Annotated in this window: 11 protein-coding genes; 4 read left to right on the top strand and 7 right to left on the bottom strand. The window is 52.0% G+C overall.

Annotated features, from left to right (window positions below):
* Positions 1–231: 231 nt before the first annotated feature.
* A complete protein-coding gene (gene dhaR / locus ACERJC_RS08170; RefSeq protein WP_373671430.1) occupies positions 232–2,133 on the top strand; it encodes a dihydroxyacetone kinase operon transcriptional regulator DhaR in 1,902 nt (633 codons plus the stop codon).
* A 378-nt stretch (positions 2,134–2,511) separates the two neighbouring features.
* On the opposite strand, the gene gap is transcribed toward dhaR, so the two are convergent.
* Both gap and ACERJC_RS08160 read right to left on the bottom strand, forming a co-directional pair.
* Positions 2,512–3,522 (bottom strand): type I glyceraldehyde-3-phosphate dehydrogenase, encoded by a 1,011-nt coding sequence (gene gap / locus ACERJC_RS08165; protein WP_152404264.1) that lies wholly within the window; start codon positions 3,520–3,522, stop codon positions 2,512–2,514.
* 78 nt (positions 3,523–3,600) lie between these two features.
* Positions 3,601–4,581 (bottom strand): GlxA family transcriptional regulator, encoded by a 981-nt coding sequence (locus ACERJC_RS08160; RefSeq protein ID WP_373671429.1) that lies wholly within the window; start codon positions 4,579–4,581, stop codon positions 3,601–3,603.
* Between the two features lie 231 nt (positions 4,582–4,812).
* On the opposite strand from ACERJC_RS08160, the gene ACERJC_RS08155 reads away from it, so the two are divergent.
* On the top strand, positions 4,813–5,577 hold the full coding sequence (locus tag ACERJC_RS08155; protein WP_152404266.1) for a class I SAM-dependent methyltransferase: 765 nt from the start codon (positions 4,813–4,815) through the stop codon (positions 5,575–5,577).
* Between the two features lie 207 nt (positions 5,578–5,784).
* Here ACERJC_RS08155 and deoC read toward each other — a convergent pair whose 3' ends face one another.
* The 3 genes from deoC to ACERJC_RS08140 all read right to left on the bottom strand — a co-directional run bounded on the left by deoC (position 5,785) and on the right by ACERJC_RS08140 (position 8,007).
* On the bottom strand, positions 5,785–6,495 hold the full coding sequence (deoC, locus tag ACERJC_RS08150; RefSeq protein ID WP_373671428.1) for a deoxyribose-phosphate aldolase: 711 nt from the start codon (positions 6,493–6,495) through the stop codon (positions 5,785–5,787).
* An 85-nt stretch (positions 6,496–6,580) separates the two neighbouring features.
* Positions 6,581–7,399, bottom strand: a complete 819-nt coding sequence (locus ACERJC_RS08145; RefSeq protein ID WP_152404270.1) for a GntR family transcriptional regulator — start codon at positions 7,397–7,399, stop codon at positions 6,581–6,583.
* Positions 7,400–7,653: 254 nt separating this feature from the next.
* Positions 7,654–8,007: a helix-turn-helix domain-containing protein gene (locus tag ACERJC_RS08140; protein WP_152404272.1), complete on the bottom strand. Its 354-nt coding sequence runs from the start codon at positions 8,005–8,007 to the stop codon at positions 7,654–7,656.
* A gap of 333 nt (positions 8,008–8,340) precedes the next feature.
* On the opposite strand from ACERJC_RS08140, the gene oqxA reads away from it, so the two are divergent.
* Both oqxA and oqxB read left to right on the top strand, forming a co-directional pair.
* A complete protein-coding gene (oqxA, locus tag ACERJC_RS08135; RefSeq protein ID WP_373671427.1) occupies positions 8,341–9,516 on the top strand; it encodes a multidrug efflux RND transporter periplasmic adaptor subunit OqxA in 1,176 nt (391 codons plus the stop codon).
* A 23-nt stretch (positions 9,517–9,539) separates the two neighbouring features.
* Positions 9,540–12,695 carry a multidrug efflux RND transporter permease subunit OqxB gene (oqxB, locus tag ACERJC_RS08130; RefSeq protein WP_373671426.1) on the top strand — a complete coding sequence of 1,052 codons (3,156 nt, stop codon included), beginning with the start codon at positions 9,540–9,542 and terminating at the stop codon, positions 12,693–12,695.
* 66 nt (positions 12,696–12,761) lie between these two features.
* Here the strand turns inward: oqxB and oqxR are convergent, their stop codons facing one another.
* Positions 12,762–13,241 (bottom strand): efflux pump transcriptional repressor OqxR, encoded by a 480-nt coding sequence (oqxR, locus tag ACERJC_RS08125; RefSeq protein WP_042318574.1) that lies wholly within the window; start codon positions 13,239–13,241, stop codon positions 12,762–12,764.
* A 383-nt stretch (positions 13,242–13,624) separates the two neighbouring features.
* Positions 13,625–14,530 (bottom strand): GGDEF domain-containing protein, encoded by a 906-nt coding sequence (locus ACERJC_RS08120; RefSeq protein ID WP_373671425.1) that lies wholly within the window; start codon positions 14,528–14,530, stop codon positions 13,625–13,627.
* Between the last annotated feature and the right edge of the window lie 551 nt (positions 14,531–15,081).

Raw genomic sequence — 15,081 nt, 5'->3', positions numbered from 1 at the left:
GGTCTTAGGCTCCAGGGGATCGGTTGTGTTCAACGCCACGGCGACCGCTCGCTGCCGATAACGTAATTGTGCCCCAGCGCGCGAAAAAGAAAATTCATCAATGTTATGTTTCATAAAGGAACACTAATCTCAATAAATGTTCCATAACGGAACGCTAAAACGCGAAATACGGCAAAATTGCGAGCAACCGCACCCGGAATCGCGGAGAAACCGACAGTGAAGAGCAGCGAGATGGCAACCACAGCAGCGGACGTCCCGGAATATATTCGCGCCTCATGGCTGCGCTGCGGCAAAATGATGCAGCGCGAGTTCTGGGCCCTGCCGCACCGGGCACAGGGGCTGACGTTTGACTCTATTTGTCGGCGCAAAACGGCGATGCTCACGCTCGGGCAGGCGGCGCTGGAGGATGCGTGGGAATACATGTCGCCACGAAAGTGTGCGCTGTTAATTCTTGATGAAAGCGCTTGCGTGCTCAGCCGCTGTGGCGATCCGGATACGCTCCAGCGCCTGGAGGCTCTCGGCTTTGCCGATGGCACCTATTGCGCGGAAAGCATCATTGGCAGCTGTGCGCTGTCGTTGGCCGCTATGCTGGGGCAGCCGGTAAAAACGTTACCCGATCACCATTTTAAGCAGGCGCTCGGTGCGTGGAGTTTTTGCTCGACACCCATTTTCGACAACCACGGACGCCTCTCTGGATCTATCGCGCTGGGCTGTCCGGCAGACGACGCCTCACCTGCCGATCTGTCATTAACGCTGGCGATCGCGCGCGAGGTGGGGAACTCGTTGCTTACCGATAGCCTGCTTGCAGAATCGAACCGCCACCTCAATCAGCTGTATGGTTTGCTGGAGAGCATGGATGACGGCGTGATGACCTGGAATGCGCAGGGAAGTCTGCAATTTATCAACGCTCAGGCGGCACGGCTGCTGCATCTTGACGTGACGGCTGCCCACGGCAAAAACCTCAGTGAACTCCTGACGCTGCCCAGCGTTCTGCTGCGTGCTATCCGCCATCAGCGTCCGCTCCATCATGTTGAGACGACGTTTGAAAGCCAGCACCAGTTTGTCGATACGGTGATAACCCTCAAGCCGATTGTCGAAACACAGGGCACCAGTTTTATTTTGCTGCTGCATCCGGTGGAAAAGATGCGTCAGTTGATGACCAGCCAGTTGGGTAAAGTGAGCCATACCTTTGCACAGATGGCGCAGGACGATCCGCAAACCCAGCGTATCGTCCATTTTGGTCGTCAGGCGGCGCGGGGCAGCTTCCCGGTGTTGCTATGTGGTGAAGAGGGGGTCGGCAAGGAGTTACTCAGTCAGGCGATTCATAATGCCAGCGAACGGGCGGAAGGCCCGTATATTGCGGTGAACTGCCAGCTGTATGCCGATCAGGTTCGGGATTTTATCGCCAGCACGGCGGACGACGACAGAGAAGGGCGGTTAAGCCGCCTGGAACTGGCGCACGGCGGCACGCTGTATCTGGAGAAAATTGAGTATCTGGCACCTGAACTGCAGTCGGCGTTATTACAAGTGATCAAGCAGGGCGTCATCACCCGTCTTGACGCGCGCCGCGTGGTGCCAGTCGACGTGAAGGTGATTGCCGCCACGACGGTGGATTTGGCGCGGCTGGTGGAACAAAACCGCTTTAGCCGTCAGCTTTATTACGCGTTGCACGCTTTTGAAATTATGATTCCACCGCTGCGACAGCGACGTAACAGCATCCCTTCGCTGGTGAATCACCGCTTGCGTCGCCTGGAAAAACGGTTTTCGACTCGCCTGTCTATGGATGACGATGTACTGACCCCGCTGATTGCCTGCGACTGGCCCGGCAATGATTTCGAACTCAACAGTGTTATTGAAAATACGGCGCTGAAAAGTGAAAACGGGCGTATTCACCTGAACCATCTGCCGGAGTATCTCTTTAACGAGCACCGGACCTCAGAATCCACGACCGGTAGCTTCTCTGCCAGCGTCTCATTTAGCGACATCGAGAAGGATGCCATTATTCACGCGGCAAGGGTGACAGGAGGGCGTATTCAGGAGATGGCCAGCCTGCTGAAAATTGGCCGTACCACGCTATGGCGAAAAATGAGGCAATACAATATTAACGCGGCGCATTTTAAGTTGAGCTCCTGAAAAACGGGCGTTTTTGCATCCTGTTTTAAAGCGATTTCTGTCCGTTATGGATTAAAACCAGACGATGACAACGCTGCCATTTTCCCGGCGTCGAACCTTGCCAGAAGATCCCGGAAGGCAATGCGCGCATTTTTTTTATTATCTTCCCGTATTTTTTTCATTCGATCCTTACCCTGTTCGCGCTGCCTGAAACCGCAAAATATCACGCAAGACATCATGCAATAACGCAACCACAAAGCATGCTGCGAGACAAATGGCGCGGATGACCGCACCGCAGCAGGTGCAGTCCCGGCAGCATCGCAGGTAACGACGGCACGCGGCAGAAATTAAAAATCCACGCCAGGCGTGGATTTTAGAGGGCGGGTGAGAACGGCGAGGTTAGCGTTCACGCCTTGCCATCAACAGCGCGAGGTCGACAAGGCGATTGGAGAATCCCCATTCATTGTCGTACCACGCCAGAATTTTGACCATATTGCCGCCAATCACCAGCGTTGAGAGACCGTCAATAATGGAAGAACGCGGGTCACCCTGGTAGTCGCTTGAGACGAGCGGTTCATCGCTATAGCCGAGGATCCCTTTCAGTGGCCCGCTGGCGGCGGCTTCACGAAATGCATTGTTGACCTCTTCAGTCGTCACATCCCGCTCAAGCGTTACGGTCAGGTCGACAATGGACACCACCGGAACCGGTACGCGCAGCGAGTAACCGGTTAAGCGACCGTCCAGTTCAGGAATGACTTTGCCAAGCGCCTTCGCGGCACCGCTGGAGTAAGGCACAATCGACAGTGCGGCGGCGCGGGCACCACGAAGATCTTTTTCCGGCTGGTCATGCAGCGCCTGGCTGTTGGTATAGGCGTGGGTGGTGTTCATCAGACCATGCTTAATACCAAAATGCTGGTGCAGAACCTGCGCGGCAGGTGCCAGACCGTTGGTGGTGCAGCTACCGTTGCTGACCACGAAGTGTTTATCCGGGGAGTAGAGGCTATCGTTAACGCCCATCACGATGGTTAAATCATCGTTTTTACCGGGGGCGGAGATAATCACTCGCTTTGCGCCACCGCTGTGGATGTGCACCGCTGCTTTATCTCGGTCAGTGAAAAAGCCGGTTGCTTCAATGACGATATCAACTTCACTCTGACGCCAGGGGATATTGGCGGGGTCGCGTTCACTGAACACGGTAATGGGTTTACCGTCAACCACAAGCTGCCCCTCACCGGCGGTGACATCGGCGTCGAGTTTACCGAGCAGCGAGTCGTATTTCAGCAAATGCGCCAGCGTTTTACTGTCTGTCAGATCGTTGATTGCCACAATCTGAATATCCGGGTTACCCAGTGCTGCACGCAGTACGTTGCGTCCGATACGGCCAAAACCGTTAATACCGACCTTTACCATGATCAACTCCTTATCTGTTGTCTCTGAAGGTAATGTAGGTCGGTGACCCGTTGGCGTAAATGACAAAAAAGGATCACTTTACGCCATTTTACGACAGTGAAAGCGCTGGCGATATTCACCAGGCGTAAGTTGAAGCTGTTTTTCAAACAGCCGCCGCAGGTTAATGCTGCTGCCAAATCCCGTTTGTTCGGCGATACGATCCAGCGTCTCGTTGGTCTGCTCCAGACGCTGTCGGGCAGCGGCCAGACGGGCTTCGGCGACATAGCGCGCCGGTGAAGCGCCGGTTTCCCGGGTAAACACGCGGGTGAAATTACGCGGACTCATGGCGACTTTTTCCGCCAGCTTATCCACACTGAGGTCGGCGGTGAGGTTCTCGAGCAACCATGCCTGCAGATCGTTAATGGGGCCCAGGGCGCTGGTCTGCTGAAGGTTATAGCGGCTAAACTGCAACTGGCCTCCGGGGCGGCGCAGGTACATGACGAAGTCCTGGGCGATGTCGCGCGCCAGGCTGAATCCGTAGTCTTCTTCAACCAGCGCAAGCGTCAGATCAAAGCCGGAACTGACTCCGCCTGATGTCCAGATGTGTTCGTCCTGAATATAGAGTGGACCGCCCTCGACGCGCACCTGAGGAAATGCGGCCTGCATGGTTTCCAGTAGCTTCCAGTGGGTGGTGGCGCGTCTGCCATCCAGCAGTCCGCTTTGTGCCAACAGCATCGCACCGCCGCAAATGGATGCAATGCGGCGGGCATGAGGAGCGGCCAGGCGCAGCCAGTCAACTACCGCAATCCCTTCCTGCGGATTTTGACCTTTGCCAGTGATAATGATGGTATCAAGAGGCTCACGAGGGTCAATTTCATGCAGGCGATGATCTGCCAGTAAATTTAAACCGGACTGACCATGGATCACCTGATGCGGCTGGGTTGTTGCTAGCTGAACCTGATAACAGACGTCCGTAGCGCCTTCTGGATGCAGGCGGTTGGCCTGCATCAGAATGTCGGCAATACCAGCGGATTCAAACAGCATACCGCCATCGGGGACAATGATTAGTATCTTCTTCATGTCCTGAAAAGTAATCTTTTTACAGAATAAGTCAACAACACAGACGCAGACGGGAAAAGCCTTATTCCTGCCGTAGTGACAGTCCCAACGCTGACCGCCAGCAAACGGACCGTGAATTGTGACGAGAAGTGGCGAGTGAGGGCGTATTTTTTTCTTGATGTAAATCATTCTCATTTTCACGCCATCATGTTAACTTGCTTTTAATATGCAACTTATAGTGAGGGCATCGTCATGAGCGCAAGTGAGAAAGCCGGACATACATTTTTAGCCAGCCTGGGGAAAACCCGTTTGCGACCCGGCGGCGTTGAGGCTACCGAGTGGCTGTTCAGTCAGTCGAATCTCACGGCGGACAGTGTCGTGCTGGAAGTCGCCTGCAACATGGGCACCACGTCTATCGAACTCGCCCAGCGCTTTGGCTGCACGATATATGCTATCGATATGGATAAAAACGCACTGACGAAGGCCCGGCAAAACGTCGCGGCTGCGGGTCTACAGGATAAAATTCAGGTGCTGGATGCGAACGCCACTAAATTGCCTTTCGCTGACGAGGCCTTCGATGTCGTGATTAACGAAGCGATGCTGACCATGTACGTGGACAAGGCGAAATCCCGGCTGATTAATGAATACTATCGGGTGCTCAAACCCGGCGGTCGCCTGCTGACACACGACATTATGTTCACCCATGAACATCTGGAGGCGGTCAGACAGACGCAACTGGAAGACGTTGTGAAATCCAACGTCAGCCCGATGACCCGAACGGCATGGAAAGCACTGTTTATCGCCAACGGCTTCCAGTCGGTTAACACGCATCACGGCGAGATGTCCCTTATGTCCCCGTCAGGGCTGATTCGTGACGAGGGTCTGACGGGCACGGCGAAGATCCTGTTTAACGGATTGCGAACCCGTGAGAACAGGACGCGCTTTCTGGGGATGTTCCGCTTCTTCCGGCACCATCGCCATCAGTTGAACTACATCGCCTGCTGCTCACGGAAATAATCTCCAGGTGGCCTGACGCAATGGTCTGTTTATTGATCCTGTGCGCTAGCGGCCAGTTCAGACACTTTTAACGTTGTGGACACGGTAGTAGGGCTTTCATGGAACCCCGTGGTTGAGAACCCACACCATGCAATTCCGGACCGCTTTTAACCGTTTCATAATAGCGGGCAGTCACCTGCCCGCAAATATCAACAGATACCTTTAGCATTAAGCATCCAGGCCTAAAACCACGGGGGTGGATCGATAACCAATCCCCATACGGTCGATTCCCATATCAATCAATTGCAGGAAGTGTTCACGCGTACGAATACATCCAGAACCTTTAACTTTGCAGCGTCCCTTTGCCGCATCGAGCATCACCTGAATCACCTCTGGTGTAGCACCTTTACTTTCGCCGCCGGTATAGAACCCGGTGGATGTTTTGACGAAATCCGCCCCGGCGCGGCATGCGTATTCCGTGGCGGTTGCAACCTGTTCCAGCGTTAACGCATCGGTTTCAAAAATCACCTTCAACAGGGTGTCGTAACGATGAGCAACGGCTGCCACAGCCCGGATGTCCTCTTCAAATTCCTGCCATTGCCCACTGCGGATAAAACCATAGTTGGCGACGATATCGAGGTCTTCAACGTCACCGTTTTGACAGATAATGTCGGCCTGCTTGACTTTGGATACCGTTGACGATGCGCCAAACGGGAAATCACACACGACACAAATGCCGGTGTTTGTCCCTTTGCACATCGTCCTGGCAATGTCGAGATATGCCGGATTTATGCACACGGTTTTACAATTAAAATCAATGCCTTCCTGAATGTATTTCTGCACTTCCGCCAGGGTAAATTCTGGTTTGAGGACCGACTGATCGATGTACCGACCCAGCTCCTGAGGTGACATCTCTGCGGCTTTCTTTTGCGGCTTCATAGGCGATCTCCATTCATTGTTTCATTTGTATGATACATATTAGAGAGTGAAAGCGCGTTGTCAATATCTATAAGAGCAGGGGCAATCAGCATGTTAACTGGCGGGAAAAATCGACCCTCGCTTTAGCTGAATTCTGTCCGGCATTAAACAGGTCAATTTTAAAATTGCACTTATCCGCTCGGGTCACCGACGTCGTATATTCAAAGACAAAGCCGTTCTCAAGGAATGAAACACGTTCAATATGGTAACCGGCCATGACTTTTTCCGTGCACTGCAGATAATGTGCGGCTGATTTGTTGATAATCACCGCTTCAATATGTTCAGTAGCATGCGCAATATTCAGCCCAAACTCATTTTTGAGAACATCATAAAGGGAAAGGGTGGCAAAGTCGTAAAACTCAATGCCGGGGCACAGATTCCAGGGAATACAGGTCGTTTCCAGAAGCAGGGGGGTGTCATCCCCCAGTCGGACACGTTTCAGGATGAAAACCTTACGCTGCGTTGGCGTCAGGTTCAGTTTGTCAGCAACCATCTCATCAGCATCGCTCACTTCCGATTGCAGCACCAGCGAATGGGGTTTTATTCCCTGTTCCCGCATACTTTCGGTGAAATTATAGAGCGAATTGAGTCGGCGATTAATTTTCTTATCGGCAATGAAGGTGCCTTTACGCCGCTGACGTACAATAAGACCTTCCTCAAGAAGTTCATTGAACGCCAGTCGAACGGTTGTCCTGCTGATATTAAGAATGTCACACAACTCATTTTCGGTGACGATTTTATCATGGGGCCTGAATACGCCGAGCTTGATTTGATGGCGAATAAACGCGGCCAGTTGCGAATACATAGAAGAACGAGTGCCTTCGGTAAAACGGAAGTTATCTTTGATAAAGAGTCCAGTGTCCATAGCATTCTCTTCTGACCTATTGTGTCACTCAAAGGTATCATACCATTAAATAGCCAGCCACGGCTGTCGTGCATTATGGTGCGCAATGACGTTTAAGATTTGTTATGGCGTGACGAACCCGCTGTCTGTCTTTCAACGCGACACCGGTGAGAATGGGCTCAGGCGACACGATGAGCAGCGAAGAGAGGGGCAATCAAATCATCAGGCAGGCGTAGAGGCATTCACAATGGTTCCTGTCACCGAGAGAGGCATGACTAACATTGGCGAAGTTTGGTCAACGGGCAGCCGGCACTGCGGCGCCACGCGCCGGGAGCCTGACCGTACTGACGCTTGAAACTGCGGTTGAATGACTGCTGAGAGTCAAAGCCCAACGCGATCGCCACGTTCAAAATCGGTTCGTCGCTGTGGGTTAAGCGTTCAACCGATTTTCGCAGCTTTTGGGCACGAATATACCCGGCGAGGGGATAACCCGTATGTTCTTTGAAGAGGCGCTGGAGGTGCCATTTCGAATAACCGGCTCGCCTGGAAACGGTGTCGATGTCCAGGCGGTTATCAAGGTTGTTGTCGATCCAGTCGAGTAAATCGTGAATAAATGCGCCAGTGTTCATCTTGTTTCCCCCCGTCGCTTATTTAAAAGCATCTTTGTCTGTTGCATTTAAAGGTGGCCTGTTTTCGCATTAATTGCAAGTTTTATTGTTACATTTAAATCCTTGCCGGAAACGCGTCTTTTGGCACTGACGCCAACAGCACATAAAGTGTATCAATTATTCTTGCACTAAATTTCACGCCTCCCTACAATCGCCGAAATAGTGTATTCGCAACTGTTACAGTTTTGTGGCGATGAACGACACAAATGTCCCTGAGCCAGCCCGGACAAAGGAAGTGGCGCGGTGTCTCCTGCTGCGTCTTGCCCGGCGGCTACAATTACCGGAATAAAAATAATGAGCCTGCAAAAAACCTGGGTTAGCTTTCATCTGCATGCGCTGGGAGCGATGCTGCTCGGCGTACTGCTCGTCGGTTGCGATGACGGTGTCGCCCAAAACGTCGCGCCACAAGCTCCCGCCGTCAGCGCCGCTGACGTGGTAATGAAATCCATTAATCAGTGGGATAGTTTTAATGGCAGGATTGACGCGGTGGAAAGTGTTCAGCTACGCCCGCGCGTCTCTGGCTACATTGATAAAGTGAATTACACCGACGGTCAGGAGGTGAAAAAAGGGGAGGTGCTGTTCACTATCGATGACAGGACCTATCGCGCCGCGCTGGAACAGGCGCAGGCGACGTTGGCGAGAGCCAAAACCCAGGCAAGCCTCGCGCGAAGTGAGGCGAACCGTACCGATAAATTAGTCAATACTAACGTCGTCTCCCGCGAAGAATGGGAGCAGCGCCGTTCGGTCGCCACCCAGGCACAGGCCGACATCCGCGCAGCGCAGGCGGCCGTTGATGCTGCGCAACTTAACCTGGATTTCACCAAAGTGACCGCGCCTATTGAGGGTCGCGCCAGCCGTGCGTTAATCACCAGCGGTAATCTGGTCACCGCGGGGGACAGCGCCAGCGTGCTCACCACGCTGGTATCGCAGAAGACGGTTTACGTCTACTTTGACGTGGATGAGTCGACCTACCTTCATTATCAACATCTCGCCCGCAGTGGGCAGGGCGCGTCCAGTAATCATCTGGCGCTACCGGTTGAAATTGGCCTTGTTGGCGAGGATGGCTATCCCCATCAGGGAAAAGTCGATTTTCTTGATAATCAGTTAACGCCGAGTACCGGCACAATCCGTATGCGCGCGCTATTAAATAACGCGCAGCGTCAGTTCACGCCGGGACTCTTTGCCCGCGTACGCCTGCCGGGCAGCGCGGAGTTCAACGCCATGCTTATCGACGACAAAGCGGTGCTGACCGATCAGGATCGCAAATATGTTTATATCGTTGATAAAGAAGGTAAAGCGCAGCGCCGCGATATTACACCGGGGCGTCTGGCCGCCGGATTACGCATCGTGCAGCAGGGACTGAACCCTGGCGACAGAGTCATCGTCGATGGTTTACAAAAAGTGTTTATGCCGGGTATGCCGGTTAACGCGAAAACCGTCGCCATGACCGCCAGCGCCACCCTCAACTGATCCCTTACCTGAGAATCCGCCACATGGACTTTTCCCGCTTTTTTATCGACAGGCCGATCTTTGCCGCGGTGCTGTCGATTCTGATTTTTATCACAGGATTAATCGCCATCCCGCTGTTGCCGGTCAGCGAATATCCTGATGTCGTACCGCCAAGCGTACAGGTGCGTGCGGAGTATCCAGGCGCCAACCCGAAAGTGATTGCGGAGACCGTGGCAACGCCGCTGGAAGAAGCGATCAACGGCGTTGAAAACATGATGTACATGAAATCCGTCGCAGGTTCTGACGGTGTGCTGGTGACAACCGTCACGTTCCGTCCGGGCACAGACCCCGATCAGGCGCAGGTTCAGGTACAAAACCGGGTATCCCAGGCCGAGGCGCGTCTGCCGGAAGATGTGCGCCGTCTGGGTATCACCACCCAGAAACAGTCGCCGACGCTCACGCTGGTGGTGCATCTGTTTTCGCCTGGTGGTAAGTACGATTCACTGTATATGCGCAACTATGCCACGCTAAAAGTAAAGGACGAACTGGCGCGTCTGCCTGGCGTTGGTCAGATCCAGATTTTTGGCTCAGGCGAATACGCTATGCGCATCTGGCTGGATCCAAACAAGGTGGCGGCACGCGGATTAACCGCTTCGGATGTGGTAACGGCGATGCAGGAGCAAAACGTACAGGTTTCCGCCGGGCAGCTTGGCGCCGAGCCGCTGCCGAAAGAGAGCGATTTCCTGATCTCCATTAACGCCCAGGGGCGTCTGCATACGGAAGAAGAGTTTGGCAATATCATTCTGAAAACGGCGCAGGACGGCTCACTGGTACGCCTGCGCGACGTGGCGCGTATCGAAATGGGCTCCGGAAGCTATGCGCTGCGTTCACAGCTTAACAATAAAGACGCGGTCGGGATTGGTATCTTCCAGTCTCCGGGGGCGAACGCCATTGATTTGTCTGACGCGGTGCGCGCCAAAATGAACGAGCTGTCCACGCGTTTCCCGGAAGATATGAAATGGGCGGCACCTTACGATCCTACCGTTTTCGTTCGCGATTCCATTCGCGCGGTAGTGCAAACGCTGCTGGAAGCGGTGGTGCTGGTTGTACTGGTGGTCATTTTGTTCCTGCAAACCTGGCGCGCATCTATCATTCCACTGATCGCGGTGCCGGTATCGGTTGTGGGCACGTTCAGCATTCTCTATCTGCTTGGTTTTTCGCTTAATACCCTGAGTTTGTTCGGGCTGGTATTGGCTATCGGTATCGTTGTGGATGACGCCATCGTCGTGGTGGAAAACGTCGAGCGAAATATCGAAGAGGGGCTTGCTCCACTTGAGGCGGCGCATCAGGCGATGCGAGAAGTTTCCGGGCCGATTATCGCCATTGCGCTGGTGCTGTGCGCGGTATTCGTACCGATGGCGTTTCTCTCCGGGGTAACCGGTCAGTTCTACAAACAGTTTGCGGTGACTATCGCAATTTCAACCGTGATCTCTGCTATCAACTCGTTGACGCTCTCTCCGGCGCTGGCTGCCCTGCTATTAAAGCCGCATGGCGCACCGAAAGACTTCCCGACCAGGCTTATTGATCGCCTGTTCGGTTGGCTTTTCCGTCCATTTAACCGCTTTTTCCACCGCAGCTCGAACGGCTATCAAGGGCTGGTTGGCAAAACGCTCGGACGACGGGGAGCGGTATTTGCTGTCTATGTGCTGCTGCTCTGTGCTGCTGGCGTCATGTTTAAAGCCGTACCCGGCGGGTTTATTCCAACGCAGGATAAGCTGTATTTAATTGGCGGCGTGAAAATGCCAGAAGGGGCGTCGCTGGCACGCACCGATGCGGTGATCCGCAAAATGAGCGAAATCGGTATGAATACCGAAGGTGTGGATTATGCGGTTGCCTTCCCGGGGCTTAATGCGCTGCAGTTCACCAACACGCCGAATACCGGGACCGTCTTTTTTGGCCTGAAACCGTTCGATCAGCGTAAACACTCTGCGGCGGAAATTAACGCGGAGATCAACGCTAAAATCGCGCAAATTCAACAGGGCTTTGGTTTCTCCATATTGCCACCGCCGATATTAGGGTTGGGGCAGGGCTCCGGGTATTCGCTGTATATCCAGGATCGCGCCGGTCTTGGTTATGGCGCGCTGCAAAACGCGGTGAACACGATGTCTGGTGCAATTATGCAGACGCCGGGGATGCATTTCCCGATCTCAACCTACCAGGCTAACGTTCCGCAACTGGATGTACAGGTCGATCGTGATAAGGCGAAAGCGCAGGGCGTGTTGCTGACCGACCTGTTTGGTACGCTGCAAACCTATCTGGGATCGTCTTATGTGAATGATTTTAACCAGTTTGGGCGTACCTGGCGCGTGATGGCGCAAGCCGACGGACCGTTCCGCGACAGCGTGGAAGATATTGCTAATTTGCGCACCCGTAATAATCAGGGCGAAATGGTGCCGATCGGCAGTATGGTGAATATCAGTACCACCTACGGGCCGGATCCGGTGATTCGCTACAATGGTTATCCGGCGGCGGATCTCATTGGCGATGCCGATCCTCGCATACTCTCTTCCGCACAGGCGATGACGCAGCTTGATAAGATGTCGAAGCAGATACTGCCGAATGGGATGAATATTGAATGGACGGATCTGAGCTTCCAGCAGGCCACTCAGGGCAATACGGCGCTGATTGTCTTCCCGGTTGCGGTTCTGCTGGCTTTCCTGGTGCTGGCGGCACTGTATGAAAGCTGGACGCTACCGCTGGCGGTGATCCTTATCGTCCCGATGACCATGCTGTCCGCTCTGTTTGGCGTCTGGTTGACCGGTGGCGATAACAACGTGTTCGTTCAGGTTGGTCTGGTTGTACTTATGGGGCTCGCCTGTAAAAACGCTATTCTGATCGTTGAGTTCGCCCGCGAGCTGGAAATCCAGGGGAAGGGTATCATGGATGCGGCGCTGGAAGCCTGTCGCCTGCGCTTACGCCCGATTGTGATGACGTCCATCGCCTTTATTGCCGGGACGATTCCACTGATCCTCGGGCACGGCGCAGGTGCAGAAGTGCGTGGTGTCACCGGTATCACGGTGTTTTCCGGTATGCTGGGCGTGACGTTGTTTGGTTTGTTCCTGACGCCGGTGTTTTACGTTACGCTGCGTAAATTCGTTACGCGCGGTAAACCGGTAAGGGATGTTTTGCCTGCTTCTTAAGGCATTGCACATAACAAAAAAACCGCCTTCACCGTTAAGGCGGTTTTTTTTGCAGTAGGGAAATAACTAATGCGCTTTTTTAGACCGGGCATCAATTTCAGGGACCGGATCGCAGCCGCTGGTATCGGCTTTTTTGACCTCTTCCAGCGCGCTTGCCACGGTATGGCGAGCTAATACCTCTAATGAAGCCTGCTCCGCTTCATCGGCGATAGATTTGAAGTACCAACACGCGTTGGCGCTGACCACGCAGCGAGCAGGTATGTCCGGACGCGACGCCCACAGTTTTTTATCTTCTATGACGGAAATGTAGATATCGCGCAGGGTGATCTTGTCCGCCGGGCGACCAAGATGAATAGAACCGTTGCGGCCAAGCGTTGAGACGATGATACCGTCTCGCGTGAGCGGAACCATTAATTTGCGAATAAAGCTCGGATTCGCTTCCAGACCATAGGCCAGAATTGCACTTGTCGAACGTTCACCCGACTGCTCCGCCATCGCTACGCTGAGAACCATCTGCAAAGCTGTCGGGAAGCGGTAATCTAACATTTTATTGTCCTGGGTTGCGGTGAATCTTGTTCTTTTTGGCACCGCGGAGGTGGATAAACAGTAAGCATCAATATAACAAAAAGGGTAATTTTTTTGAAGCAGTGAACGATTGACCTGACAGGCAAAAATGCGTTTCCGGTACGCGCCGGAGGGGAGAAAAGCATCAATCGCGAACGCTTTATTGATCTCAAATTCAACGATAGCGGATCGCGATGCCGTCCTGGCTACAATCAATGTTTCACTTAACTCTTTATCTGATAACAGCGGGAAACTACTCGACAAACCTTAATGACATACGGCAATTGAACGCTATCGTAATGTTATTTGTGAATTGGGTCTGTCGAGTAATGTGAAATCGTCTCTGAAATTTCTGCAAATATGATTTACTGAGACCATTCCGTTTTACCTCGCCCCGTGTTTTTTGCTTTATACAACGCTTCATCGACGCGTTTGATAAACGCACTGGTTTTTTCGTCTTTATTTTTAATGCCCAGCCCGATACTTATTGATAATGTGTTTTCTTCATCAATGGCGATTTTTGACGTATCATGCATAATCATGCTGGCATAGGTTGATAGTAATTTGGGATTTGCATTTTTTACCATAACGGCAAACTCCTCCCCGCCAATTCTTGTGGGTATGCAATTTTCTGATGAACAGGTGGAAAGTAATTTCCCAAACTTTCTGAGTGTTTCGTCACCTTTTACATGTCCGTATTGGTCATTAATCTTTTTAAAATGATCAATGTCAATTAAGATGAGACCCAGAGAAGTATAGGACAGGTCATGAATGGTGTTGATAAAAAAACGTCTGTTGGGTAGTTGCGTCAAATCATCGTATTTTGAAATTGTATTCGCCAGGGCATAGAGTTTTTCCAGGTCGCGTATTTTTTTATACCCCGAAATACAGACGAGAAAAATCCCCGCTAAGCGTAAAAAATTTTTCAGATAGCTGAGCCAGTGAGGCTGAAAGACGAGTTGTTCCGAAAACTCAAGCGTGGCGCCTGCCAGCCAGATGAGCAGGCCCGATCTCAACAGTACACTGTGTTTTGTGTACGCAGAAAATTTCCCGGTAAGATAAAGCGCCATCAACAGAAACAGAACAAGTGTTAAATCAAAATAAGTTTGTGGGTTTTGAAGGGCGCTACCAAAATAAACCGGTGGATAATTCCACCAGTTAACATAGAAAACTACAGCGATTATCAATATTCCCAGCGCAAAGAGTATTAATGAACGTTTTGAGCCGTGACTACCTTTAGGTTCGCCTGGATATTGTAAAGAAAAATTCATTAGTATGCCTGCGAAAGCGTCTTTTTATAGCTATTGAGTGCGAACATGTTGATTTCTCCTGACGTCACTTTTCTCGTTTGCAATAAGCATACTGTATAAAAGACCAATGATAGCATTTGGCTATTGGAAGGTAAATATCGATCGTTGTTATCAATTAATAATAACGATCAATTGCTTATTTTCAATTGTTGAATTCTATCGATAGGTGAAATCCCTGATATTTTATATCTATACACTCATTTTCGATTTCATTATCGGAATAAAATATTAACGTAACAAAAATTGCAGGGTTTAAATGTTGGTGTTGTCGTGGGATGGTTTTGTAAATATGACTATTGAAGAATGCCTGACCTGAGAGTGGTGTGTAAGCATCCCGCATAGTCGTCCCATTCACATTTAGCGATCGTCCGGCATACTCACTTTGCCAACGACGAAGATCGCTTTGCGTAACGCTCAGTTTTATTGAGCTTCAGGTCATTGTCGTGATTAAGGGGGGGGAAACGGGACGAACAGCTAAGGATTTCAGTCTTGAGAATCGGGCATGGAAAAGA

This window comes from Citrobacter telavivensis (assembly GCF_041807075.1).
GTDB classification, from domain to species: Bacteria; Pseudomonadota; Gammaproteobacteria; order Enterobacterales; family Enterobacteriaceae; genus Citrobacter_A; species Citrobacter_A telavivensis.
The sequence above is the reverse complement of the archived record's forward strand: the minus strand, read 5'-3'. Positions and strand labels throughout refer to the sequence as shown.